Source organism: Sinosporangium siamense (assembly GCF_016863435.1).
Classification (GTDB): Bacteria; Actinomycetota; Actinomycetes; order Streptosporangiales; family Streptosporangiaceae; genus Sinosporangium; species Sinosporangium siamense.
The window spans coordinates 84,017-107,236 of record NZ_BOOW01000002.1 but is presented as its reverse complement, the minus strand read 5'-3'; the positions used below and the strand labels follow the sequence as shown (position 1 = coordinate 107,236).

Annotated in this window: 22 protein-coding genes; 10 read left to right on the top strand and 12 right to left on the bottom strand. The window is 68.9% G+C overall.

Annotated features, from left to right (window positions below):
- Positions 1–9: 9 nt before the first annotated feature.
- The 8 genes from Ssi02_RS00755 to miaA all read right to left on the bottom strand — a co-directional run bounded on the left by Ssi02_RS00755 (position 10) and on the right by miaA (position 10,112).
- Positions 10–696, bottom strand: coding sequence for an HNH endonuclease family protein (locus Ssi02_RS00755; RefSeq protein ID WP_239128481.1), 687 nt, complete (start codon positions 694–696; stop codon positions 10–12).
- Between the two features lie 303 nt (positions 697–999).
- Positions 1,000–1,215, bottom strand: a complete 216-nt coding sequence (locus Ssi02_RS00750; RefSeq protein ID WP_204019938.1) for a hypothetical protein — start codon at positions 1,213–1,215, stop codon at positions 1,000–1,002.
- Between the two features lie 51 nt (positions 1,216–1,266).
- A complete protein-coding gene (locus tag Ssi02_RS00745; protein ID WP_204019936.1) occupies positions 1,267–3,699 on the bottom strand; it encodes a GcvT family protein in 2,433 nt (810 codons plus the stop codon).
- Positions 3,700–3,974: 275 nt separating this feature from the next.
- Positions 3,975–4,337 carry a phosphomannose isomerase type II C-terminal cupin domain gene (locus Ssi02_RS00740; RefSeq protein WP_239128480.1) on the bottom strand — a complete coding sequence of 121 codons (363 nt, stop codon included), beginning with the start codon at positions 4,335–4,337 and terminating at the stop codon, positions 3,975–3,977.
- A gap of 89 nt (positions 4,338–4,426) precedes the next feature.
- On the bottom strand, positions 4,427–5,185 hold the full coding sequence (locus Ssi02_RS00735; RefSeq protein WP_204019932.1) for an SDR family NAD(P)-dependent oxidoreductase: 759 nt from the start codon (positions 5,183–5,185) through the stop codon (positions 4,427–4,429).
- A gap of 82 nt (positions 5,186–5,267) precedes the next feature.
- Positions 5,268–7,556 carry a tetratricopeptide repeat protein gene (locus Ssi02_RS00730; RefSeq protein ID WP_204019930.1) on the bottom strand — a complete coding sequence of 763 codons (2,289 nt, stop codon included), beginning with the start codon at positions 7,554–7,556 and terminating at the stop codon, positions 5,268–5,270.
- A 710-nt stretch (positions 7,557–8,266) separates the two neighbouring features.
- The gene (locus Ssi02_RS00725) at positions 8,267–9,022 is read right to left on the bottom strand and encodes an SCO6745 family protein (RefSeq protein ID WP_239128479.1); all 756 of its coding nucleotides are present in this window, start codon (positions 9,020–9,022) and stop codon (positions 8,267–8,269) included.
- A gap of 172 nt (positions 9,023–9,194) precedes the next feature.
- Complete coding sequence (gene miaA / locus Ssi02_RS00720) at positions 9,195–10,112, bottom strand: tRNA (adenosine(37)-N6)-dimethylallyltransferase MiaA (protein WP_204019927.1); 918 nt, start codon at positions 10,110–10,112, stop codon at positions 9,195–9,197.
- An 84-nt stretch (positions 10,113–10,196) separates the two neighbouring features.
- On the opposite strand from miaA, the gene Ssi02_RS00715 reads away from it, so the two are divergent.
- A complete protein-coding gene (locus Ssi02_RS00715) occupies positions 10,197–10,451 on the top strand; it encodes an antitoxin (protein WP_239128478.1) in 255 nt (84 codons plus the stop codon).
- Positions 10,452–10,685: 234 nt separating this feature from the next.
- Here Ssi02_RS00715 and Ssi02_RS00710 read toward each other — a convergent pair whose 3' ends face one another.
- Positions 10,686–11,216: a methylated-DNA--[protein]-cysteine S-methyltransferase gene (locus tag Ssi02_RS00710; protein WP_204019921.1), complete on the bottom strand. Its 531-nt coding sequence runs from the start codon at positions 11,214–11,216 to the stop codon at positions 10,686–10,688.
- A 178-nt stretch (positions 11,217–11,394) separates the two neighbouring features.
- Positions 11,395–12,087 (bottom strand): class III extradiol dioxygenase subunit B-like domain-containing protein, encoded by a 693-nt coding sequence (locus tag Ssi02_RS00705; protein WP_204019918.1) that lies wholly within the window; start codon positions 12,085–12,087, stop codon positions 11,395–11,397.
- A 144-nt stretch (positions 12,088–12,231) separates the two neighbouring features.
- Between Ssi02_RS00705 and Ssi02_RS39690 the strand changes: the two genes are divergently transcribed.
- The gene (locus tag Ssi02_RS39690) at positions 12,232–12,450 is read left to right on the top strand and encodes a putative leader peptide (RefSeq protein WP_373870057.1); all 219 of its coding nucleotides are present in this window, start codon (positions 12,232–12,234) and stop codon (positions 12,448–12,450) included.
- 72 nt (positions 12,451–12,522) lie between these two features.
- Positions 12,523–13,815 carry a dicarboxylate/amino acid:cation symporter gene (locus tag Ssi02_RS00700; protein ID WP_204019915.1) on the top strand — a complete coding sequence of 431 codons (1,293 nt, stop codon included), beginning with the start codon at positions 12,523–12,525 and terminating at the stop codon, positions 13,813–13,815.
- A 140-nt stretch (positions 13,816–13,955) separates the two neighbouring features.
- Here the strand turns inward: Ssi02_RS00700 and Ssi02_RS00695 are convergent, their stop codons facing one another.
- Positions 13,956–14,396 (bottom strand): hypothetical protein, encoded by a 441-nt coding sequence (locus Ssi02_RS00695; RefSeq protein ID WP_204019912.1) that lies wholly within the window; start codon positions 14,394–14,396, stop codon positions 13,956–13,958.
- A gap of 281 nt (positions 14,397–14,677) precedes the next feature.
- On the opposite strand from Ssi02_RS00695, the gene Ssi02_RS00690 reads away from it, so the two are divergent.
- A complete protein-coding gene (locus Ssi02_RS00690; RefSeq protein WP_204019909.1) occupies positions 14,678–15,139 on the top strand; it encodes a hypothetical protein in 462 nt (153 codons plus the stop codon).
- A gap of 71 nt (positions 15,140–15,210) precedes the next feature.
- Here the strand turns inward: Ssi02_RS00690 and miaB are convergent, their stop codons facing one another.
- Positions 15,211–16,710: a tRNA (N6-isopentenyl adenosine(37)-C2)-methylthiotransferase MiaB gene (gene miaB, locus Ssi02_RS00685; RefSeq protein ID WP_204019906.1), complete on the bottom strand. Its 1,500-nt coding sequence runs from the start codon at positions 16,708–16,710 to the stop codon at positions 15,211–15,213.
- 185 nt (positions 16,711–16,895) lie between these two features.
- On the opposite strand from miaB, the gene Ssi02_RS00680 reads away from it, so the two are divergent.
- The 6 genes from Ssi02_RS00680 to Ssi02_RS00655 all read left to right on the top strand — a co-directional run bounded on the left by Ssi02_RS00680 (position 16,896) and on the right by Ssi02_RS00655 (position 23,199).
- Positions 16,896–17,552 carry a Uma2 family endonuclease gene (locus Ssi02_RS00680; protein WP_204019903.1) on the top strand — a complete coding sequence of 219 codons (657 nt, stop codon included), beginning with the start codon at positions 16,896–16,898 and terminating at the stop codon, positions 17,550–17,552.
- A 121-nt stretch (positions 17,553–17,673) separates the two neighbouring features.
- Positions 17,674–18,429: an amino acid ABC transporter ATP-binding protein gene (locus tag Ssi02_RS00675; protein ID WP_204019900.1), complete on the top strand. Its 756-nt coding sequence runs from the start codon at positions 17,674–17,676 to the stop codon at positions 18,427–18,429.
- Positions 18,430–18,676: 247 nt separating this feature from the next.
- Positions 18,677–19,531 carry a glutamate ABC transporter substrate-binding protein gene (locus tag Ssi02_RS00670; protein WP_204019897.1) on the top strand — a complete coding sequence of 285 codons (855 nt, stop codon included), beginning with the start codon at positions 18,677–18,679 and terminating at the stop codon, positions 19,529–19,531.
- 106 nt (positions 19,532–19,637) lie between these two features.
- On the top strand, positions 19,638–20,303 hold the full coding sequence (locus tag Ssi02_RS00665) for an amino acid ABC transporter permease (RefSeq protein ID WP_204019894.1): 666 nt from the start codon (positions 19,638–19,640) through the stop codon (positions 20,301–20,303).
- Positions 20,300–21,178, top strand: coding sequence for an amino acid ABC transporter permease (locus Ssi02_RS00660; RefSeq protein ID WP_204019891.1), 879 nt, complete (start codon positions 20,300–20,302; stop codon positions 21,176–21,178). Before Ssi02_RS00665 ends, Ssi02_RS00660 begins: the two co-directional genes overlap by 4 nt.
- A gap of 119 nt (positions 21,179–21,297) precedes the next feature.
- Complete coding sequence (locus Ssi02_RS00655) at positions 21,298–23,199, top strand: S9 family peptidase (RefSeq protein WP_204019888.1); 1,902 nt, start codon at positions 21,298–21,300, stop codon at positions 23,197–23,199.
- Positions 23,200–23,220 lie beyond the last annotated feature (21 nt).

Genomic DNA, 23,220 nt, shown 5'->3' with positions numbered 1-23,220 from the left:
CCCCCGGCATCAGTCCCGGCACTTCACCAGAACCCTCTCTATGGCCTCCTTCTCCGCAGAAGTGACCCATAGCTCGTACTTAGCCTTCACCGCCACCTGCCGCGCCACATACGCACACCGGTAAGGCTTGTGCGGCGGCAGCCAAGTGGCCGCGTCCGCCGCGCCCTTCTGCCCGTTGAGCGGCCCGTCGACCGCTTGCAGATTGAGCGGATCGTTGGCGAACTCCCGGCGTTTGTCCTCATTCCACCGATGGGCGCCCTTCTGCCAGGCGTCGGCGAGCGCCACCACGTGGTCGATCTGCACATCCATGCTGCTCCGCTGCCCGCGCCGGAACTCGATCTCCCGGCCGCTGTAGGCGTCGTCAAGCGTCCCGCTCAGCACGACGCACCTCTTGGCCCCCTCCCCGAACGTCTCCTGCGTCAGATCGCGTTTGAGGATGTCGTTCCGTGTATCGCATCCGTTGCCGTCGACGTCCGCCCAGGCGCGGCCGAACTCCTCACGGTCGAAGCCGGTCATCGGCGCCCGCCCTTTGACCTGGAGTTTCGCGAGGTCGCGCCGTGCGGTGCCGATGTCGGCGGCGGCGTCGGCGATCTGCCGGCCGCCACCGGTGTCGTCCGAGGTGGACACGGCGCCGCATCCGGTAACGACCGCCAGCAGGACCGCACCGACGGCCGGCCGGATTCCTCGTCCGCCCACTCCGCACTCTCCTCACCCCGGCGAACCAGGTAAAGCCCAGGTAATCCCTAACTAGAGCAATTACCACGAAACTACGGAGAACGCGCTAAGCAACCACATGACCCGGCAAGACGTGATGGGACGGTCGTGGGTCATACCTGAGGTTCGACACACGGCGTGGACAGCGACCGTCGTAAGGTGCCGGCTGTCCGGCGACCGGCCGTGGACATGTTCGGACCGCCGCCTTTGCCCAGGGTGGCCGGCCCCCGGCACCCTGCTCGCCTTACCTCGACACCGCCCATCCCTGACCGGACCCCGCACAGGTCAGGGACGCATCGCCCGCTCGTCGTCCAGACGTCCGGCGACGTCGTCGGTGTGGCCGGGCTCCGCGGTCTGGGAGGGGAGCCGGTCCAGCGCGTTCCGGTGGCGGCGGCGTGACCTGCGCTGGTTGCGCACGACGTTGTTGGAGGGCTCCCTCCCATTGCCCGCGGCCACCTGGGGCCGGCGGTCGACACCGGGCTCGTCCCGGCCATCAGGCAAACGTTTGGCGGTGCCGTACCTCCCGGGGAGGCCGGCCCTCGGGAGGAAGACCTAACGCCGGATCTTCTCCCTGGCCGGGTCGTAGAGGGGCTCGGCTGCCACGATCGCCTTCACCTTCCGGTCGAAGTAGTCCACCTCCACCTCGGTGTCGACCACCGCGTACGGCGTGGCCAGCCATGCGTAGGCGATCGGCCGGTCGATCGTATGGCCGTAGGCCGCGCTCGTCACATGGCCGATGACCTCGCCGCCCGCACGCACCGGCTCGGCGCCCATGACGACCTGTGAGGTGAGGAGCGGCACGAGCCGGCGTTGGGGCGCGGCGCCGAGAGCCGACCGCCCCACGAACTCCTTGTCGGTCCGGAGGGCGAAGGCCAGGCCCGCTTCGTACGGCGTGTGCTCGGGTGTCATGTCGACACCCCACCGGCGGTAGCCCTTCTCCAGGCGCAGGCTGGTGAAGGCGGCCCGCCCGGCGGCGGCGACGCCTAGTGGCGCGCCCGCGGCCCACAGGGTGTCCCACAGCCGCAGGCCGAGGTCGGCTGTCGTGTAGAGCTCCCAGCCGAGTTCGCCCACCAGGGAGATCCGCATGGCGCGCACGGGCACCTCGCCCACGTGGCCCGAGCGGACGGCGAAGTAGGGGAAGGCGTCCGCGGACACATCCATGTCGGTGATCGGCGCGAGCAGGTTCCTGGCGTGCGGCCCCCACACTCCTACACAGCAGGTGCCGGAAGTGATGTCGCGGATGTAAACGTCGTCCGGAGCGTGCCGGCGCAGCCACTCCAGGTCGAGGCTGCCGTTGGCGCCGATCTGGAAGAGGTCGTCCGCCAGGCGGGCCACCGTGAGGTCGGACCTGATGCCGCCGGACGCGTCGAGCAGCAGCGTGTAGGTCACCGAGCCCGGAGGCTTCGCCACGTTGTTGGTGGATATCCACTGGAGATACTTCACCGCACCCGGTCCGGCCACCTCGATACGGGTTAAGGGCGTCATATCGAACAGCGCCACCCGTTCCCTGGCCGCGCGGGCCTCTGCCGCGGCGACAGGTGACCAGTGGCGTGCCGCCCAGGCGTCCCGTGCCGCCTCCCCGGCGGCGTTCCGGTCCAGATGCGCGTTGGCCTCGAACCAGTGCGGCTGCTCCCAGCCGGCGCCCTCCAGGAAGACCGCCCCGAGTTCCCGGTGGCGCTCGTGGAAGGGGCTGGTGCGCAGCGGCCTCGGCGATTTTATGGGGCGAAGCGGATGGACGATGTCGTATGCCTCGGCGAACATGGCCATGCCCCGCTCCTCGACATAGGAGGGGGACAACTGCACGGGCTCAAATCTCCCCAGTTCACACTCGTGCAGGTCGAACGAGGAGAAGCCGTCCACCAGCCACTCGGCGAGCGCCCGTGCGACCCCGGCCGAGTGTGTCACCCGCACCGCCTCGGCGAGCCAGAAGCCCTCCAGCTCCGCGGCCTCACCGACCAGCGGGAAACCGTCGGGTGTGAAAGAGGAGACCCCGTTGACGCCGCCGGAATAAGTGCCGGTGCCGAGTTCGGGAAGCAGCGCCACCGCCTCATGCCAGGCGGGCACGAAATCCTTTTCCGTGAAGGGCCGCGCCGCCGACGCCGCACCGGCCGCGATCTCCGCCGGCCGCACCGGCATCGGCCGATGCGCATAGGACCCGACACCGACGCGGTCGCCGTGCCGCCGGAAGAAGAGCCCCTGCTCCTGATGGCGCAGGATCGGCAACGGCCCGAGTGAGGGCAGCCGGGCGGAAAGCGCATATTGGTGGACCATCGGCTGCAGAGGTACGGTGACCCCCGCCATCCGCCCGACCTGCGGGCCCCAGCATCCCGCCGCGCACACCACCACGTCGGCGGGGATGACGGTGGACGCGGCTCTTGCCGTACGGCTCGAGCCGCCGTCGCCGGTCTCCGCCACGGTGACGCGCACCCCTGTGACGCGCCCAGCGCGCTGCTCGACGGCGACGACGCGTGTGCCCGGCAGGAACCTGGCGCCTTTGGCGGCGGCGCGGGCCGCCTGGGCCTCGGCGCAGACCAAGGGGTCGGCCTGGCCGTCCCCCGGCACGTGATAACCGCCGTGCACCATGTCGGGGTCGAGCAGCGGCCACAACTCCGCGCAGCGCCCGGGGTCCACGATCTCGCCGTCGACGCCGTAGGAGGCCGCCCAGCCGCGTCTGCGGTGCAGATCGAGCATGCGCGGGGCTGTGGTGGCCACTTCGAGTCCGCCGACACGGTGGTAACCCGGTCTGCCGTCCAAGTGGAGTTCGCCGTATTTCCGGACGGTGTAGGCGGCGAACTCGGTCATGGTCTTGGAGACGTGGGTCTGGAAGACGAGACCGGGGGTGTGTGAGGTGGATCCGCCGGTGGTGAAGAGCGGGCCCTGGTCGACGACCGTGAGGTCGGTCCAGCCCCTCATGCCGAGCTCGTCGGCGATCGCACAGCCCACAATGCCGGCGCCAATGATCACAACGCGAGGCCGGCCCGTCATGCATCCTCCGGGTGCTCACAAATGCACAACTATGTCCGGAAGATAAGCGCTGATCACTGGTAATACAAGGCGAAAATGCTGGTATTTAATCAGTTACGGAGAGTTAGCAGCGGGCCTATTTCCCCTGCGGCGACAGGGTTTCCCGGTGCCGGCGGGCCGGTGCCGGAATCTCGGAGCCGCCGCGCACCTCCCGGCCGTGCGGGTCCCGCGGCACACGACCACAAGGCGTGTCCGGCGCCCTGCCCTGCCGCAGGGGCCGGACACGCCAAGCCGGCTCAGACGCGACCGTAGGCGTCTTCCAAGCGCTCGATGTCGTCCTCGTCGAAATGCCCGAACGCGATCTCCAGGATGCGCGTGGCGGGGCCCGACGAACTCAGCCGGTGAGTCTGACCGGCCCGGATCAGGACCCGGTCACCGACCGCCGGTTCGAACTTCTCGCCGTCCACCTCGAAAACGGCCCCTGGATCAAGCGCCACCCACAACTCGTCCCTGTGGACATGCCGCTGCAGACTGAGCTGCTGTCCGGGCTCGACATGGATGATCTTTACAGTGGACGCCTCGTTATAGGTGTAACGTTCGAAGCCCCCCCAGGGACGTTCGTCACGGACCACCGCGGTGATCCGATCGATCTCCAGCAAGGTGCTCTCCATTCCCATCGGTGGAAGGAAAATATGCCGCACCGGCGGGAAACCGATGCACTCCTTCCCCACAAACCCCCCCGAATGAACTAGGTAATCAGGATGCCACCATCCACCGGCAGCGCCACACCCGTCACATAGGAAGACGCGTCACTGGCAAGGAAAATCGCTGCGGCCACCAACTCGTAGGGATCACCCGGCCGGCCCGCCAGCACCCTGCCGTTCACCGCCCCCTCCAGATAGCCCTCCTGATATTGCGCGGTCATCTCCGACTCGAAGAAGCCCGGCTCCAGGCAGTTGACCCGGATGCCGCGCCGCCCCGTCCACTGCTGGGCGAGGTCGCGGGTCAGCCCCACGACCGCCGCCTTCGACGAGCAGTAGGCCGCCTGCGGGAGCCCCGCGGTGGTCTCACCGAGCACACTGCCGATGTTGACGATCGACGATCCCGGCCGCATCACCCGGGCGCACTCCTTGGCCATCCAATAGCTGCCCATCAGGTTGACGTCGACGACCTGGCGGAACTGCTCGGGGGTCTCCTTCAAGGCGGGCACCGCCGAGGCGACACCCGCATTGTTGATCAGGATGTCCACGGCGCCGAGCTCGGCCACCGTCGAGTCGACCAGCGCGCGGCAGTCGTCGGGGTCGACGACGTCGGTCACCTTGGCGTGGCAGCGGCGGCCGGTCTCCTCGACCAGGGCCCGGGTCTGGCCGAGCCGGTCGGCACGGCGCGCCCCGATCGCTATGTCCGCACCGGCCTCGGCCAGCCCTCGCGCGAACGCGACACCGAGGCCGGAAGAGGCCCCGGTGACGATCGCGACTTTGCCATCAAGACGGAATCTGTCAAGCATCTTTCGATCTCCCTCGCTCTGGAACCCCGACGACAGACAGACCGAACGGAATTCTAGAAGAGAGCAACCGGCGGGTAACTAGCTAGAGCCCGTATTCCTTCACAATGCGCTCATGCCGCTCGACCTCGACATCGACCTCGCGGGCGAGGTCGAGCCACGCCAGCGGGTGCACCCAGCGCTCGGTGGCGTCGTCGAGCAGCGCGTCGACCTCGGTGGGGCTGACGTCGGGCGGAACCGCGACCCAGCCGAACACACCCGGGAGGCGCTCGCCGGTCGACGGGTGAGTCACCGTGTAGTCCTCGTCGCTGTAGACCCACACCGGCCAGCCGCGCTCGGCCAAGACCTCGTTGAACTCCGTCCAGTCGTCCTCGCTCGGCGCGGCGCCGTCGAAGAAGAAGCTGGTGAAGCCGCCGGGCCGGAGCATGCGCACCCCGGCGAAGGGCGGCACGAACTCCTCGCGCTCCTGCGGGTCGTCCGGGATCGGCTCAAGGAGCTGCGGATCGAAGACGACCAGGTCTCCGGCGTTGTAATCCATGTTGCGGGGCTGCGGCACCGCGAGACGCGCCGTCGCCGGCCCCGTGCGCAGGCTCAGCACCTGACGCTGGCTGCCGTCGGGAGCGGGAAGGATGATGCGCACCAGGCCCATCTCCTCCTCGATGGGACCCTCGTCCGAGTTGAGCGGCATGCCGAGCTTAGTGGTGCCCACCCGCACGGACTCCCAGTCCTCGACCGAGGTCGCCATGACGATCAGCTTCCAGATGTCCTCCTGCTCGACGGCCTCGTCGTCGAGGACCTCGCGCAGCACCTTGACGCCCTGGGCGGAGTCGTCGAGCTGCTGAGCGGCGGCCGCCCAGATGCGCCGCGCCTCGATCGCGGCCCCTGAGGCCGCCGTGGCGGAGCGCTCGGCCTCCGCGGCGGCCTCCGCCCAGCGGTCGCGGGCGCGGTGCAGACGGGCCAGGGCGAGGTGCCGCTGCTCCTCCGGCAGCTTGGCCGCGAGCTGCTCCAGCCGCTCGTCCTGCCTCGCCTCGATGAGCAGCCCGGTGAAGTAGGTCAGATCCTCGTCGTCGGCCGAGTCGGCCTTGCCCGAGTCGACGAGCATGGTCCAGTAGATATCGGCGCCCTGAGCCGGATAACCGAGGAAGCCGAGAGTGGTGGTGTGCCGGCGGGTGGCCTCAAGGTCGGTGCCCGACAACGGCGACAACCACTCGACCCAGCGCTCGGGGTCGGCGTTGAAACCGTCGGCGGCGTCGAAATATGCCACGCGCTCGTCGACCGGCCCCGGCGCCTCGGGCGGGGTCGTCGACCGCGCCGACGCGCGGAGCGCCTCGATGCGCTCGGGCAGACCGTCGGTGACCTTCAACTCGCCCATCGCCGACTCGGCGAGGTCGGCGAGCAGCTTCGCCTGCCAGACGGCCTTGCGCTCGACGGCCAGCTCACCGGCGATGACGGCCAGCTCGACGCGGGCGCGATAACCGCCCATCATCGCGAAGTAGTCGATCCACTGCCGCAACACCTTGCCGAGCTGCCAGCTGTTGGCGATCTGCTCCGACCCGGCGAGCATTCTCACCGCGCGGGCCCACTCCACCCAGTCGCGCGGGTGGTCGCCGACCACGTCCAGGTCGGGAAGCGCCTCGACGGCCTCGGACACGCGCCCCAAGGTGGCGAGCACCCAGGCGCGCAGCACCGCCTCGACGTGCGGCTTGGAGACCGGGTCGTCCCCGGCGAACTCCGCCGCCGCGTCAAGCGCCGCCAGCGCGTCCTCCGCGCGGCCCGCCGCCAGCAGCGCCCGCGCGCTCATCGCGCCGAGCTCGAAACTCGCCTCCCGGCCCGCGGCACGCAGCCGCTCCACCGACGACTCGGCATAGGCCACCGCCTCTTCGGCGCGCCCGGCGTCAAGCAGCGCCGACACATAACCGGCGGTGAGCGCGGAGAACGCCAGCGACTCGGCCTCGACCCCCGCCAGCGCCGCGCCGAGCGCGGCCAGCCGGTCGGCGGCGTATCCGGGCCCGTCGGTGTTGGCCTGCGCAAGGGTGAGCACCTCGACCGCGGCCACCGTCGACGGGCACTCGCGCACATCATCACGTCCGGCGAAGTCGGCGAGCGCCTGGGCGTCGGTGAGCGCCACCGCGCCCTGCGCCCTGTCGCCGACCCGGCCCAGCAGATGCCAGTAACGGGCGTAGAACTCCAGCCAGGGAAGCTCCAGGGTCTCCCCGTGCTGCGCGACCGCGGGCGCCATCACGTCAAGCTGGGAGTAACGGCCTTCCAGCGCCAGGGCTGGCAACTCACCCAGCGCCATCGCCAGCCCGGAGTTGCCTGCCTGATGCAGTTGCCGCTGGGTGTCGACCACCCAGGCCCAGATGTCCACGTCCATGGGCAGTCAGTCTGCCAGGTCGGAGACCCTCCCCCAAACCCCGCGAGCCACAGTCCCGTAGATCTTGCCGAACTACCCGCTCACTACCGGCGGATCTCTCCGGCGCATCCCACCATAGGAGCGATTCCCTCACCGGACCAGGCCCACTCCACGGGTTCTCCCGGCTTACCTGCGCGATAGAGCGAGGGCACGAGGCGACCCGAAGCCGCGATTCCCGCACGCCCACTCACCATCCGCCGAGAGGCTCGGGGGCTTATCGCCTCATGGCCCGGAGAGCGGGTCGCATGCGCGACGGGCGGGTTCCGGGGTTGCCCGAGCCCACGAGCCGACCGGCTCGGCCGACGAGGCTCCCGTAGTACGGCTCGCGCCGGGAGTGCGCCTAATGCCTGGAGCGTGCCAGGCGGCTCACGGCATGTACGGCTCAGCCAACCGCGCTTCCGCCGTACAGCTCACACCGGGAGTACGGCAAACGGCCCACATCCTGCGCACTCGGCCAACCAGGCCTCCGCCGTACGGCTCGCGCCGGGAGTGTGGCCGGTGGCCGGCCGGGTCTGCCGCTGCCTTGGAGTGGCGGCGTGATGGGTGGGCAGGTCGGCTCGCGCGCACACGCTCCTCCGTTTCCCGGCCGGCCGGTCACCGGCTCCGCCGCGTCGCCGGACGCAGCGGAGACGACGGTGCCGGTCGGTTTTCCAGCCGGTCCCCGGCTCGGCTCAGGAAATCGGTATGCGCCCCAGGATGTCCATCAACTCCGCCGCCTCCTTGGCGTCCAGGGCGTCGAACGCCGGGGCCATGAGTGTGCCGGTGAGTTCCTCGACCTTGGCGCGGAGGGCCAGGACGTCCGGGGTCACGTCGGGGTAGGGCTCGGGCCAGCCGGCGAAGTGCGCCATCGCCGTGCCTTCCCGATGGCCCGCGGGCGCGCCTTCGTGGTAGGCCGAGAGGGTGGCGAGGAGGGGGGCGAGCCCCGAGGAGACAACCGCGACGGCGTGCAGCCCGCCGCGGAGTTCGCGCAAGGTGTGCATGAGTTGAGCGAGGCGTGCGGGTGGATCGTCGGGCAGCGGCATGGCGCGCCATCCGGCGAACAGCGGCACACCCACGACGTCGGCATTGTTGACGACGATTCCGACGAGTTCGGCGAGCCTCTCTGCGTCGGGGAAAGCGCCGTAGTTGCGTCTCCCCCACTCCTGGCAGGCCCACGCGTAGCCCGCCGCGGCCTCGGCTGCGGGCAGGGATGCGCCTTCCTCCCATGCCGACCTGACGCCGTCGGCCGGGAAGAAGACCATCGACGCGGTCACCACGTCGGCGTCCACGTCGCCGAGCACGCCGCAACGCCCCCGGAAGTACATCGCTCTGGCCCCGAGCCCGGTGCGCTCACAGAGCGCCTTGACCTCTCGCGACATCATGAATCCGGCGCCGAGCACCGACACCGGTTTTTTCACCGCCACTGCAACGGACAGTGAATCCGTCATGAAAGCTCCTCCCACTGGCGTCGATCGCACTCCGGCAGGCCACGTGCCCGCCACTCGGGTGGGCCCGGCCCGCCCCGGCCGGGCCCACCTAAGTCTAGAAAGTGAACCCAGAATTCCCTATGGTGTGGCCGCCGGGCAAGTCTTGATCGTCCCCTTCTCCACAAGGTCTTCGCTAAAGCGCCCCACCCGCGGCCACCGCCTGCAAGGCCCGCTCCACGAGGTCGGGCAGATCGAAGGAGAGCCACACGACCCGGGGGTCACGGCGGAACCACGACTCCTGGCGGCGGGCGAAGCGGCGGGTGGCCCGGATCGTCTCCTGCCGCGCCTCCTCCTCACTCCACTCCCCCGAAAGGAAGCGCAGGACCTGGGCATATCCGAGGGCGCGGCTTGCCGTGCGGCCCTCGGTCAGGCCCTCTCCGGCGAGAAGGCGCACCTCGTCCACCAGACCGGCCTCCCACATGCGATCGACGCGCAGGGCGATGCGTTCGTCGAGGACCGGGCGGGGCACTTCCAGCCCTACCTGCACACTCGGATAGATCGCCTCGAAGGACGGCATGGTCGCCGAGAACGGGCGGCCGGACAGCTCGATGACCTCCAGGGCGCGCACAATGCGCCTGCCGTTGCTCGGGAGGATGACCTCGGCCGCGGTCGGGTCGAGTTCGCGGAGCCGGAGGTATAGCGGCTCCGGGCCCCTCTCCTCAAGCTCGGCCTCTAGCCGGGCCCTGATGGCGGGGTCCGTGCCGGGGAAGTCGAGATCGTCGATCGCCGCCCGGACGTAAAGCCCGGAACCGCCGGCCAGGATCGGCGCCGCGCCGGCCGCCAGCATGCCCTCGATGAGGGGCCTGGCCAGCCGTTGATACTCGGCGACGCTGGCCGTGCGCGTCACATCCCAGATGTCCAGCAGGTGGTGCGGCACACCGCGAAACTCGTGCGGTTGCAGCTTTGCCGTACCGATGTCCATTCCTCGGTAAAGCTGCATTGAATCGGCATTGATGACCTCTCCACCTAGCCGGAGTGCCAGATCCACGGCGAGATCTGACTTTCCTGCTGCGGTTGGACCTACGACGGCGATGACTGGCTGGTGACCCACAGGGATAAGTGTGTCAACCCCCTGGGTATGGGTAGGTGACGACGCCCGGGCGCGTCGGATTGGGGGAACACGGCGATGTCGCTCATGAACAAGCTGCGTGGACTTCTCGGAAGCCACTCGGACAAGGTCGAGAAGGCCGCCAAGCAGGGCATCGACAAGGCAGCCGACATGGCCAAGCAGAGGACGGGGGGCAAGTACGACCAGCAGATCGACACCGCGGCGGCCAAGGCCAGAGAGGCCGCAGACAAGATCGACAACCGCCCCGGAACACCCGGCGGCCACCCCGGCGCACCGGGAGAGCAGCCGCCCGGCGAGCAGGGCCGCCCGCCGGCCCCCTAGACGTGAACGTTCCAAGCCGACGGGCCGTCCCACGACGGCCCAAGGGAGGACACCCCGGCCGCCGGTCACCGGCGAGCGCGACCCCTCCGGGTCGCCAAGCGCACGGGGGTTGCCGGTGAGCGCGGGGAGCGGGGGCGGTGAGACCGGTGATAAGGGTGCCGGCGCCGACGAGGCTGCCGACGAAGACGGGGCCGACGTACGGCGGACCTGCCGGGTCGCCGGTGTGCGGTGCGGCTACAGGTCCCAGTCGAGGGTTGGCTGCAAATAGCCCTCCAAGGTCAGGAGCCGGCGTTTGGACTCCACTCCCTCGCCTCCGCTGAAGCCGCCGAGGCCGTTGCCCGCTATCACGCGGTGGCAGGGCACCACGATGGGCACGGGGTTGGCCCCCATGATCGAGCCGATGGCGCGGGCGGGTGCGGCGGCGCCGCTGCGTGTGGCGAGTTCGCCGTATGTCACGGCTTCGCCGTACCCGATCTCGTCGTAAAGGGTGCCGAGCACCTGCCGCTGGAGTGGTGTGAAGAGGCGCCAGTCGACGGGCACGGTGAAGGCGCGAAGCTCCCCGGCGAAGTAGGCGGTCATCTCCTGGAGCGCGGGTGAGACGCGGGCCGGGTCGTCGGCCTCGGGGAGGCCGAGACGGGCGAGTGTGCGGGCGCGGGCGGCGGGTCCGTCGCGGAAGTCGGTCGCCGCCAGGCCGTCCTCGGTGAGAGCGACCATGATCTGCCCAAGCGGGCTCGATATCCCGCCAAACGCCACCGTGCCGGACATCAGCCGTCCCTCCCCGTCATCCCGATCACGTCATCACGAACGCGTCGTCACGAACGCGTCGCCCCGATCACGTCATCACGAACGCGTCAGCCTGATCGCGTCATCCCGATCAAACCGTTCAGATCAAGCCGTCCAGATCAAGTCGGCCGGTCAAGCCGGCCCGGTCAAGCCGGCCCGGTCATGACAGCCTGTCCCAGGCGACGACCGTGTAGGCCACGCCGTACGGCTCGGCCCGGTGGAGCAGCCGGCCTCGCATCGCCGGAGCCGTCTCTGCGGCGCCTGCGAGGACCTGGAAGGCGGCGCGCCCGGCCACCCACAGCTCGGCCGCCTCCTCGGGGTCCAGGGCGCTCAGGGCGGCCCTGTCGGCCCCGGTGAGCGCCTCTGTGAGCGCGTCGTCGAACCGGCGGGCGCGGGGGTCGAGGTAGCCGGGTGACTTCTCCGTCAGACACGCCGAGCCGTCGCCCATGACCAGCAGCGCCACCCGCTCGCCCGCCGAGGCGAGCTCGTGTCCGAGCGCGGCGCAGCGGGCCGGGTCGGCGTCGAACGGCACCGCGTGGAAGGCGCCCGCCTCACCGCCGGCCTGCGTGAGGAGCCACCGGCCCACGGTGAGCGAGAGCGGCAGGACGGGATCGCCGTCTCCGACGCGCACGTCGACGCCCCAGGGTGCGAAGGTGCCTGACGCGTCGGCGGGGTAGCTTCCGGGCAGGTCGGCGCCGCCCACCACGATCAAGGTGTCGGGCTCGGCGGCGAGGAGAGAGCGCACCGCGGCGGCGCAGGCGTCGCGTAGCTCGTCAAGCTCCCCTGCCGCCGCACCGGCCAGCGCGGGAACGATCAGGGGCGGATGCGGGCATACGGCCGCGGCGGTGAGCATCCAGAAAGGCTACAGCCACGGCAGGACAGGACTTCGCGGCACTCTTACAGCATCTATGGAGCTTTATGTCGACTTGCGTATAGCTCCACGACCATAAAGACCTCAATGAATGGAAAAGGGCGGTTCATGGGATAACCTGACCACATGGGAAGGATGGACTCCCGTGTGAGGTTCACTCCCACGACACCGGCTCGCCCTATGGCGCACCTCGTGCGGCAGGGCCAGGTCCGTCCAGGCGAGACGAGCGCCTGCACGGACAACAGGGGCGTGGCCGGATGGGCAGAAAAGGGCTCGGTGACCGTGTGGCTGTATGAGCGGCTGCACGTTGACCTGTGCCGTCTGAGCAGCCAGCTCTGTCACTGATCACAGCCTCCGCCGATCTGTTCCCATCCCGCATGCCTTCGCCAAGGCATGCCCTTTTCCGGAGTCTCATAAATGAAGAGGTTCTCCTTTTCCCTGCAGTTGCTGCTGGGCTTGGTCGCCGGCCTCGTCCTCGGATTCATCGCCCGCATCGGTGAGGTCACCTGGCTCACCACGACCCTGACGGAGATCGGCAGCATCTTCGTCCAGCTCCTGAAGCTCGCCGTCCCGCCCCTGGTCTTCACCGCCGTGATCGTGAGCGTGGCGGGACTGCGCAATGTGGTCGGGGCCGCCAGACTGGCGGGCAAGACCCTGATGTGGTTCCTCATCACCGCGTTGATCGCCGTGGCGATCGGCCTCGGGCTCGGGCTGCTCCTCAACCCCGGCCAGGGGGTGACGATCTCCACGTCGGGTGCCAAGGCCCCCGACCTGGACGGCGCCGGCACGTGGATCGACTTCTTGACCGGGATCGTCCCGACCAACATCGTGACCGCGTTCACCGAGCTCAACGTGCTGCAGATCGTCTTCCTCGGCATCGTGCTCGGCGCCGCGGCGGTCGCGATCGGGGAGAAGGCCGAGCCGTTCCTCGCCTTCAGCCGCTCGGTGCTCGACCTTGTGCAGAAGGCTCTGTGGTGGGTGATCCGGCTGGCGCCGATCGGCACGGCGGGCCTCATCGGAAAGTCCGTGGCGAGCTACGGCTGGGACCTGCTCGCGCCGCTCGGCAAGCTCACCGCCGGCGTCTACATCGGCTGCTTGCTGGTGCTCCTCGTCAGCTATCCGCTGCTGCTCGCCCTCGTCGCCAAGGTCAACCCGATCACCTTCTACCGGAACACCTGGCCCGCGATCGAGCTGGCCTTCTTCTCCCGCTCGTCCGTGGGCACCATGCCGCTGACGCAGCGTGTCACCGTCGACAGGCTGGGGGTGGACCGCGACTACGCCGCGTTCGCCGTGCCGTTCGGGGCCACCACCAAGATGGACGGCTGCGCCTCGATCTACCCGGCGATCGCCGCGATCTTCGTGGCGCAGGTGTTCGCGGTGCCGCTCGGCGTGGGCGACTACCTGCTGATCGCGTTCGTCTCGGTGATCGGTTCCGCCGCCACGGCCGGTCTGACCGGGGCGGTCGTGATGCTCACCCTCACGCTCAGCACGCTCGGCCTGCCCCTGGAGGGCGTGGGCCTGCTGCTGGCCATCGACCCGATCCTCGACATGATCCGCACCGCCACCAACGTGGCCGGTCAGATGGTCGTGCCGGTGCTGGTCGGCAAGACCGAGGGACGCCTCGACGAAGAGGTGTTCAACGCCCCGCCGCAGCCGCTGGAGGAACCGCCCGCCGTCCCGGTCGCGGCCCCCGCGCCCGCGCCGGCCTGACCTACGTCAATCGAAAGCGGGTGGGAGCCACTGGTGGCCCCACCCGCTTTTGTTGTGTACGGCGAGAGCCCGATTCGAAGCCGCACACGACCCCTCGTCGGCCGTGCGAGGCGTTCGCCGCCCCCCGGGCTCGCCGCTCGCTATTGTCCTGACGGAGGTCCGCCCGGGATCATGCCGCCGGGACCGTCGGCGAACTCGTCGAGCCCGGCGCCGGGCGCGGTGCCGCCACCGGGGCGAGAGCCGTTCCCGGAGTCGCCGCCCTTCTGCGGGGCGGTCGCCCCCTCGCGGTCGCGCTGCGGCGCGTTGCCCGCCGACCCCTGGCCGCCCGAGCCTTCACCGCCGCCCGAGCCGCTGCCCGATCCGCTGTCTGAGCCGCCGCCGGAGAACTCCTGGTCACCGGCGGGGTCCCCCTCCGCGGGAGCCTCGCCGTCCGATCCGGCCGGAGCCTCCCCCGTGCCGGATTCGCCGTTCTCCTCCTGCTGCCCCTGAGTGGGGCGTGTCATCGAATCCCCCGTGCCTGCGGAGTTGCTGAGCACGGCGAAGACGATCCCTCCGCCGAGCAGGATCCCGACCGCCGCCACGGCGATGACGATGAGTGTGTTCTTCCGTCCTGACGTGGGCTCATTGCCCGGACCCGAAAGATCTTCGGATCTGCTAGGGGCCGACGCCGCCCCCGGTTGGCCCGTCGACGATCCAACGTGCCCGTGCATGCAAAACAACTCCCTGTGATCAAGGGGAAACCACGGCGGCTTCCACGCGGGTGGACCACACTAGCCGCAGTAACGGTTTCGCTGCACGACAGTCACATCTTAATCACGATTTACCATCCTAAATGTCACATCTCACCGAAAAGACCCTGGCAATGGGCATAAAACCCGCCTTAGTGGCTGTAGCCTCCGCACTTGCCGTCGTCGGTGCCGGGGCGCTACTGCTGCTCACCCCCTCGGGCAGGCAGGCACACGAGGCCCGGCCCGCCGCTCCCGCGCCCCCGCCGGCCCCCCAGCCGCGAGGCTCGTCCACCGGCGGCCTGCTCGCCCACGGCGCCGTGCGCCTGCTTCCGCCTCCCGGAAGCCTCACAACACGCGGATTACCCCAGCTCACGAGGGTCGCCCGCGATCCGGTCACCCCTCGAGCGGCACCCGGGCGCCCTATCGCCCGCCCCGCCACGCAGGTGCGCCCCCCTCCCGGGCGGCCACACGAAAGGGCCGTCCACGGCACGGCGCAGTCACCCGCGGCCGCGCGGCGGCACGACTACTGCCTCCGGTTCCCCTCACCCCGCCGCGAGGCCTGCCGCGTCATGCTCGACCACCTCTTCGGCTCATAACCGGACAACGCCATGCCGGACAACGCCATGGGGTACGGCTTGCGCCGTACCCCATGGCGTGACGTGCGGGATCAGTGGGAGAGCGAGCAGCCCGAGGACGCGGACGCCGGGGCGGGCTCTGGCCGGCCCCGGGCCGGCATGCCGAGGAGCACACCGGAGGGCGCCTGCGGCGCGGCCTGACGGGCCTGCCAGGCGTCACCTGCGCGGGTGCGGCGCAGCGCCGCCGGCCTGCCGTCGGCCACCAGGTGGTGCGGCGCGGCGTATGTGACCTCGACCGTGACCATGTCCCCCGGCCGCGGTGTCTCGTCGCCCACTCCGAAGTGGACCAGGCGGTTGTCGGCGGCGCGGCCGGACATGCGGCGGGTGGCCTCGTCCTTGCGGCCCTCCCCCTCCGCCACCAGCACGTCGAGCACCTTGCCGACCTGCCGCTTGTTCTCCTCCCAGGAGATCTCGTTCTGCAGGGCGACCAGCCGCTCGTAGCGCTCCTGGACGACCTCCTTCGGCACCTGGTCGGGCATGGTCGCGGCCGGGGTGCCGGGGCGGATCGAGTATTGGAAGGTGAAGGCGCCCGCGAAGCGGGACTCGCGCACGACGCGGAGGGTCTCCTGGAAGTCCTCCTCGGTCTCGCCGGGGAAGCCCACGATGATGTCGGTCGAGATGGCCGCGTCAGGCATCGCGGCACGCACACGCTCGATGATGCCGAGATAACGCTCGGCGCGGTAGGAGCGGCGCATGGCCTTGAGCACGCGGTCGGAGCCCGACTGGAGCGGCATGTGGAGCTGGTGCACGACATTGGGCGTCTCGGCCATGGCGGCGATGACGTCGTCGGTGAAGGCGGCCGGGTGCGGCGAGGTGAAACGCACCCGCTCAAGCCCCTCGACGTCACCGCAGGCGCGCAGCAGCTTGCCGAAGGCGAGCCGGTCGCCGAACTCCACGCCGTAGGTGTTGACGTTCTGCCCGAGGAGCGTGATCTCCAGGACGCCCTGGTCGACGAGGGTGCGGATCTCACTGAGGATGTCGCCGGGCCTGCGGTCCTTCTCCTTGCCGCGCAGCGCGGGGACGATGCAGAACGTGCAGGTGTTGTTGCATCCCACCGAGATGGCGACCCACGCGGCATAAGCGGACTCGCGCCGGGTCGGCAAAGTCGAGGGGAACGTCTCCAGCGACTCCTTGATCTCGACCTGGGCCTCGCGCTCCACGCGGGCGCGCTCAAGCAGCACGGGCAGCGACCCGATGTTGTGCGTGCCGAAGACCACGTCGACCCAGGGCGCCTTGCGCACGATCTCGCCTTGGTCCTTCTGGGCCAGGCACCCGCCGACCGCGATCTGCATGTCGGGGTTGGCGATCTTTTGGGGGCGCAGGTGGCCGAGGTTGCCGTAGAGGCGGTTGTCGGCGTTTTCGCGCACCGCGCATGTGTTGAACACCACAATGTCGGCGGCCGCCCCCTCGGGGGCGCGCACATAACCGGCGTCTTCCAGCAACCCGGACAGCCGCTCGGAGTCGTGCACATTCATCTGGCACCCGTATGTGCGGACCTCGTAGGTGCGGGTGCGCTCCTCTGTGACAGTCATCTCACCCCCAAGCGTAAGTGCTTTCCGGACTCCACCACCCCTCGGCCGCCGCGGGCGGCGCACCCGCGGACGCGAGGCGTCACCGGACGCTCACCGAGTGTGACGGAGGCTGGTAGAGTGGGGAGGCCGCGGCGCGCCGCAGTGGCCATCGACGACGTGCGCGGATCTCACATCCGGAGGCGTCCATGCCGTCCATTCCGCGCCCGCCCGTCGGTCCTCCCGGCTTGCCCAACGCGGCGGTGCTGCCCAGCCCCTGGCGCACTCCGGGCGTGCTGAGCGTGGAGGAGTGGCTAAGGCTCAACGAGCGTTCAGGCGACGGCAGTCGCTATGAGCTGATCGACGGGAGCCTCATCCTGTCCCCTCCCACCGGGTTCATCCACCGGTGTGTCGGCGCGGGACTGCAGACCGTCCTGCGGGCCGCCGCTCCCGAGGAGCTGATCGTGACCTCCTCCGTGGGGCTCATGCTCGACGGCTCACCCGGCGCCTTCCCCGATCTCCTGGTGCTCGACCGCGCGGCCTTCGCGGCCAGTGGCACTCCCCCTCCACCCGTCGCGCGGCCGGAGTGGGTCAAGCTCGCGATCGAGGTGATCTCAGACCCGCACAGGATCGTCGACCGCCTGCTCAAACCCGCTAAATATGCCGAGGTGGGCATCCCGGCGTTCTGGCGGGTGGAGACACACCCCTTCCGAGGGCAGGGGGGAGACGAGCTCCCGATCATCTTCACCTACACCCTCGGCGATGAGGGATATCGCCTCACCCACCGCTCCTCCGCGGGCTCGGTCGTCGAGGAGACTATCCCCTTCCCCGTGCGTTTCGACCCCGGCGCCCTGCGCGCCCCCTGACCCGCCCGCCGGACACCCTGCCAACCCGCAGGTCACATGTTTCCACCTCGCAACACGCCGTGATCTGATCGGTACCCCGGGGTTAGTGACCAGTGCCCTCCGGGCCCCTACGTTGTTGACCATGGCGGAGAACGGGGAAGCGACTCCACTCGTCAAGTTGGACAACGTCAACAAGCACTACGGTGACTTGCATGTCCTGAGAGACATCAACCTGACCATCTCCAAGGGAGAGGTCCTAGTCGTGATCGGCCCTTCAGGCGGCGGCAAGTCGACGCTGTGCAGGGCGATCAACAGGCTGGAGACGATCGACGGCGGCACCATCGTGTTCGACGGCAGGCCGCTGCCCGCCGAAGGGCGCGAGCTCGCCCGGCTGCGGTCGGAGGTCGGCATGGTCTTCCAGTCGTTCAATCTGTTCGCACACAAGACAATCCTGGAGAACGTCACGCTCGGCCCGATCAAGGTGCGTAAGAAGGCGCGAACCGCTGCGGAACAGCGCGGGATGGAGCTCCTTGAGCGCGTCGGCATCGCAAGCCAGGCTCACAAATATCCCGCACAACTCTCCGGCGGCCAGCAACAACGCACGGCTATCGCCCGCGCGCTGGCCATGGATCCCAAGATGATCCTGTTCGACGAGCCCACGTCGGCCCTGGACCCGGAGATGGTCCAAGAGGTGCTCGACGTCATGGTCGGGCTGGCCCGTGACGGCATGACCATGGTCGTCGTCACCCACGAGATGGGCTTCGCCCGCAGGGCCGCCAACAGGGTGGTCTTCATGGCGGAGGGCCAGATCGTGGAGGAGAACATCCCCGAGGAGTTCTTCACCAACCCCAGTACGGACCGGGCCAAGGACTTCCTCTCCAAGATCCTCACCCACTGAGGGTCACATAACCGACCGTGTTCGCCCGTGGCCCGGCCGCCACGTGGCCTACTTGTGACATCTCGAAAGACCGGAGCGATCCGTACAACGGGGGCCGGGTGGGTAGACCACCCTCCACAAACTCGCTCGCCCCCACCCGACAACCAAACATGGCCCAGAGCAGACCCATCCACAAGCACCGAATCAAGCACTAAGCGGGACTGTAACCCCCCGCGACCCAGCCGTGAAGTTCAGGGAAGAGGTAGCGATGCAACCACGTCGAATCGGTGCACTTGTCGCCGTCGCGGCCCTTACCGCGAGCCTTGCCGCCTGCGGCGGTGGCGAGACGACCTACGCCTCGGTGGTCGACAAGGCCAAGGGCGCCAAGAAGCTGGTCATCGGGGTGAAGTTCGACCAGCCGGCCCTTGGTCTGAAGAAGCAGGACGGCACGGTTGAGGGCTTTGACGTTGACGTCGCGAAATATGTCGCCAAAGAGTTGGGCGTCCCGGAGAACGCGATCACGTGGAAGGAGACCATCTCCAAGAACCGTGAGCCGTTCATCCAGCAGGGTCAGGTCGACCTCGTGTTCGCGACCTACTCGATCCTGCCCGAGCGCAAGGAGAAGGTCACCTTCGGCGGGCCGTACATCGTCGCCCATCAGGACATCATGGTCCGCGGCGACGACGCGGCGATCACGAAGGTCGAAGACCTCAAGGACAAGCGCATCTGCCAGGCGTCGGGCTCCAACTCTTACAAGCGCATCACCGACCCGCCGCCCAACGGCAAGGACATCAAGAGCCAGCTCGTGCCGGCGGGCACCTACGCCGAGTGTGTGGAGCGCCTGAAGGGCAAGACGCTCGACGCGGTGACCACCGACGATCTGATCCTCGCCGGTTTCGCCGGTCAGGGCGGCGGCACCTTCAAGATCCTGGGCACGCCTTTCACCGACGAGAAATACGGCGTCGGCATGAAGAAGGACGACAAGGCCACATGCAACGCGGTGAACGCGGCCATCACCAAGATGTACCAGGACGGCACCGCTCAGTCGCTCGCCAAGAAGTGGTTCGGCAGCGCCCAGGGCCTTCAGCTCCCCACCGCGGCCCCCGCGTTTGAGGGCTGCTGACCCCGTCAACCGCTGACGTCTGGCGCGCCGGCGGGCCCCGCATCCGATTGCGACCCCGGGGCCCGCCGGCGCGTACCTATAGCGCGAGAAAATCGCGAGGAGGCCGATGGACGCGCTGCTCTCCAATCTCCCCCAGGTGCTCGACGGATTCTGGTCGACGATCCGGCTCACCGTCATGAGCGCGATCTGTTCGCTCATCCTGGGGACGGTGCTGGCCACGATGCGTGTCGCACCGACGCCGGTGCTGCGGGGCGCCGGCACGTTCTACGTGAACGCGCTGCGCAACACCCCGCTGACCCTGGTGCTTTTGTTCTGCAGCCTGGGCATCAGCAACGTGCTGCAGTTGAACTTCTCCGACGAGCCGTCGATGAACGGCTACTGGTTCGCGATCCTGGGCCTGTCCGCCTATACATCCGCTTTCGTCTGCGAGGCGATCCGGTCCGGCATCAACACCGTGCCCCTCGGCCAGGCGGAGGCGGCGCGGGCCGTCGGGCTCACCTTCCTCCAGTCGCTGCGGCTGATCATCCTGCCGCAGGCGTTCCGCCGGGTGGTGGGGCCACTCGGCAGCGTGCTGGTGGCGTTGACCAAGAACACAACCGTTGTCATCGTCGCGGGCTACACGGAGGCCGCTTTCGTGATGAATGAGATGATCTACGAGGGCAGCGGCACCGTCGGCATCTTCCTCGGATTCGCCCTTGGATTCGTGATCCTGACCCTGCCCACGGGCTTCTTCTTCACGTGGCTCGCCAAGCGCCTGGCGGTGGGCCAATGAGCTCATCCGCCACGGCCGTACTTTTCGACGCGCCGGGCCCGCGCGCCCGGCTGCGGAACAACATCCTCACGCTGGTCGGCGTGATCATCATTCTGGGCGTCGCCTACTTCGTGTGGGCGAGGTTCAGCGAGGCCGGGCAGTTCGACTCCAAGTTGTGGACTCCGTTCCTCGACCCCGGTGTCTGGCAGGGCATGATCCTTCCTGGCCTGGTCGGCACCTTGTCGGCCGCCGCCTTGTCGATCGTGCTCGCGCTGCTGTGCGGCGCCGTCTTCGGGCTCGGGCGGCTGTCGGACCACTGGTGGATCCGGTGGCCCTCCGGAGTGGTCGTGGAGTTCTTCCGGGCGATCCCCGTGCTGCTGATGATCTTCTTCGCGCAGGCGGGAGCGTTTGAGCTCTTCGGCTACACCATGCCCGCCTTCACCGCCGTGGTCATCGGTCTGACGCTCTACAACGGCTCGGTGCTCGCGGAGGTCTTCAAGGCCGGCATCCTGGCCGTGCCGAAGGGCCAGTCGGAAGCGGCCTACTCCCTCGGGCTGCGCAAGGGCGGCGTGCTCAGGCTCATCCTGCTCCCCCAGGCGGTCACGGCGATGATGCCCGCGATCGTCAGCCAGATGGTGGTGGCGCTCAAGGACTCGGCTCTCGGCTACATCATCAGCTATGAGGACCTGCTCAACACCGGCTTCCGGCAGCTTCCAAACAACTTCGGCAACCTGGTGCCCGCGGCCATCGTGATCTCACTGGTCTATATCGTGCTCAACCTGGCTCTCACCTACCTGGCGACCGCGCTGGAACGGCGAAGCCGGCGAAGCCGTAAATCGACCGCTAAACCGGTCAGCCTCGCCGCGGTCACCGGCGGGACGAGCACAGGAGAGTGAACCCTCGCAGCCTTGGGAAACGGCAAAGATTCACCGGGAAACCGAACAATCTACCCGATCCAGCACCACAGACCTCATTAGAGGCGACATACGGCAGTGTCTTCGGGCAGGATTCGGTTATGTCGTCCCCTGATCGCACAGCGTTGCCGTACACCCATTGGCCCTCCCCGATCTCCACCTCCGACGTCGCCGTCGCCGGACTGCACCTCGCGTCGCCGACCGTCTTGGGGGACGACGTGTGGTGGTGCGAGGACCGCCCCGCCGAAGGCGGCCGCACCACCATCGTCCATCGGGCGGCCGACGGCGTCCGCAGCGAGCTGCTCGCGGCCCCGTGGAGCGCGCGGTCAAGGGTGCATGAGTACGGCGGACGCCCCTATGCGGTCGTCCCCGGTCTGGGCGTGGTGTTCTGCAACCAGTCCGACCAGCGGCTTTACCTGATCGCCCGCGGCCATGAGCCGAAGGCGATCACTCCGGCCCCGGAGCGGCCCGCCGGGCTGCGCTACGCCGACCTGCTGGTCCGCGACGGCCAGGTGTGGTGTGTGCGGGAGGTACACCACGACGACGGCAAGGTCGTCAGGGGGATCGTGTCGATCCCCCTCGACGGCGGGGAGGAACCTCAGGAGCGGGTCGGCGGATCGGAATTCTACGCCTTCCCCACGATCTCCCCTGACGGCACGCATCTCGCCTACATCTGCTGGAACCACCCGCGCATGCCGTGGGTCGGCACCGAACTGCGGATCACCCGCCTGGCCGACGGCAGCTCGTGGACGATCAAGGGTGGCGCCACCGAATCGGTGCTGGCACCGCGATGGAGCGACAACAGCCACCTTTACCTGATCTCTGATTGGTCGGGGTGGTGGAACCTCTATCAGATAGGCATTTACGGCACCTCCCCACGTGCTCTTTTCCCCGCGAAGGAGGAGTTCGCCGAGCCGCTCTGGCAACTCGGCAACGCCCCCTACGAGCTGCTGCCCGACGGCCGCCTCGCCGTACTCCACGGCCAGGGCGACCTCCGCCTCGGGCTACTCGATCCGGACACCGACACGCTGCAGAACCTCGACGTGCCCTTCAGCGGGTGGATGCCGGGGCTCAGTGCCGACGGCACGGTGCTCGTCGGAGTCGCGTACGGCCCGGCCCACCCGACCACGGTCGTCCGCCTCGACACGGCCACCGGGCGGGTCGAGGGCCTGCGCCGCGACATCGAGGTGCTGCCCGACATCGCCTACCTGCCGACGCCACGCGGCGTCGAGATCCAGGGGGCCTCCGGGCGCCGCGTTCACGCCTATCTGTATCCACCGGCCAACCCTCAGGCCACCGGGCCGGCCGGCACGGCTCCGCCGTACGTGCTGTTCGCCCACGGCGGGCCGACGGCGCACGTCGGCACGGCGCTCAGCATGGAGAAGGCGTACTTCACGAGTCGTGGCATCGGGGTGCTCGATGTGAACTACGCGGGTTCGACCGGGTACGGCAGGGCCTATCGTGACCGGCTGCGTGGGCAGTGGGGCGTCGTGGATGTGCAGGACATGGTGTCTGCCGCCGAATGGCTGGCCACCGAGGGGCTGGCCGACCCCACACGCATCGCGATCAGAGGCGGCAGCGCCGGCGGGTGGACCGTCATGGCGTCCTGCTGTTTCTCGGATGTTTTCGCCGGTGGCGTGTCCTATTACGGCGTAAGCGCGCTCGCGCCGCTGAACGCGCACACCCATGACTTCGAGTCGCGCTATGTCGAGTGGCTGGTCGGCCCCGAGGACACCGCGGTCTATGCCGCCCGCGAGCCGATCAGCAACGCCGACCGGGTCAGCTGCCCCATGCTGCTGTTGCAGGGGCTTGACGACCCGGTGGTGCCTCCCGACCAGTCGGCGGGGTTCGCCGCCGCGCTGGCCGCGCGAGATGTGCCGTGCACCTACCTCACTTTCGAGGGGGAGTCACACGGCTTCCGGCGGGCGGAGACCCGTGTCGCGGCTTTGGCCGCGGAGTTCGCTTTCTACCAGCAGATCCTTGACGCCTCGTGGCCGATGTGAACGTGAGTCCTCGCGGGGTCC

What these genes read in the sequence shown, in the direction of transcription:
- Ssi02_RS00725 (WP_239128479.1), bottom strand. Translation starts at nt 9,022, where the DNA reads ATGACGGATTCACTGTCCGTTGCAGTGGCGGTGAAAAAACCGGTGTCG.
- Ssi02_RS00705 (WP_204019918.1), bottom strand. Translation starts at nt 12,087, where the DNA reads ATGCTCACCGCCGCGGCCGTATGCCCGCATCCGCCCCTGATCGTTCCC.
- Ssi02_RS00670 (WP_204019897.1), top strand. Translation starts at nt 18,677, where the DNA reads ATGCAACCACGTCGAATCGGTGCACTTGTCGCCGTCGCGGCCCTTACC.
- Ssi02_RS39690 (WP_373870057.1), top strand. Translation starts at nt 12,232, where the DNA reads ATGGGAAGGATGGACTCCCGTGTGAGGTTCACTCCCACGACACCGGCT.
- Ssi02_RS00675 (WP_204019900.1), top strand. Translation starts at nt 17,674, where the DNA reads ATGGCGGAGAACGGGGAAGCGACTCCACTCGTCAAGTTGGACAACGTC.
- miaB (WP_204019906.1), bottom strand. Translation starts at nt 16,710, where the DNA reads ATGACTGTCACAGAGGAGCGCACCCGCACCTACGAGGTCCGCACATAC.
- Ssi02_RS00660 (WP_204019891.1), top strand. Translation starts at nt 20,300, where the DNA reads ATGAGCTCATCCGCCACGGCCGTACTTTTCGACGCGCCGGGCCCGCGC.
- Ssi02_RS00710 (WP_204019921.1), bottom strand. Translation starts at nt 11,216, where the DNA reads ATGTCCGGCACGGTGGCGTTTGGCGGGATATCGAGCCCGCTTGGGCAG.
- Ssi02_RS00730 (WP_204019930.1), bottom strand. Translation starts at nt 7,556, where the DNA reads ATGGACGTGGACATCTGGGCCTGGGTGGTCGACACCCAGCGGCAACTG.
- Ssi02_RS00665 (WP_204019894.1), top strand. Translation starts at nt 19,638, where the DNA reads ATGGACGCGCTGCTCTCCAATCTCCCCCAGGTGCTCGACGGATTCTGG.
- Ssi02_RS00745 (WP_204019936.1), bottom strand. Translation starts at nt 3,699, where the DNA reads ATGACGGGCCGGCCTCGCGTTGTGATCATTGGCGCCGGCATTGTGGGC.
- Ssi02_RS00680 (WP_204019903.1), top strand. Translation starts at nt 16,896, where the DNA reads ATGCCGTCCATTCCGCGCCCGCCCGTCGGTCCTCCCGGCTTGCCCAAC.
- Ssi02_RS00715 (WP_239128478.1), top strand. Translation starts at nt 10,197, where the DNA reads ATGAACAAGCTGCGTGGACTTCTCGGAAGCCACTCGGACAAGGTCGAG.
- Ssi02_RS00655 (WP_204019888.1), top strand. Translation starts at nt 21,298, where the DNA reads ATGTCGTCCCCTGATCGCACAGCGTTGCCGTACACCCATTGGCCCTCC.
- Ssi02_RS00690 (WP_204019909.1), top strand. Translation starts at nt 14,678, where the DNA reads ATGGGCATAAAACCCGCCTTAGTGGCTGTAGCCTCCGCACTTGCCGTC.
- Ssi02_RS00700 (WP_204019915.1), top strand. Translation starts at nt 12,523, where the DNA reads ATGAAGAGGTTCTCCTTTTCCCTGCAGTTGCTGCTGGGCTTGGTCGCC.
- Ssi02_RS00735 (WP_204019932.1), bottom strand. Translation starts at nt 5,185, where the DNA reads ATGCTTGACAGATTCCGTCTTGATGGCAAAGTCGCGATCGTCACCGGG.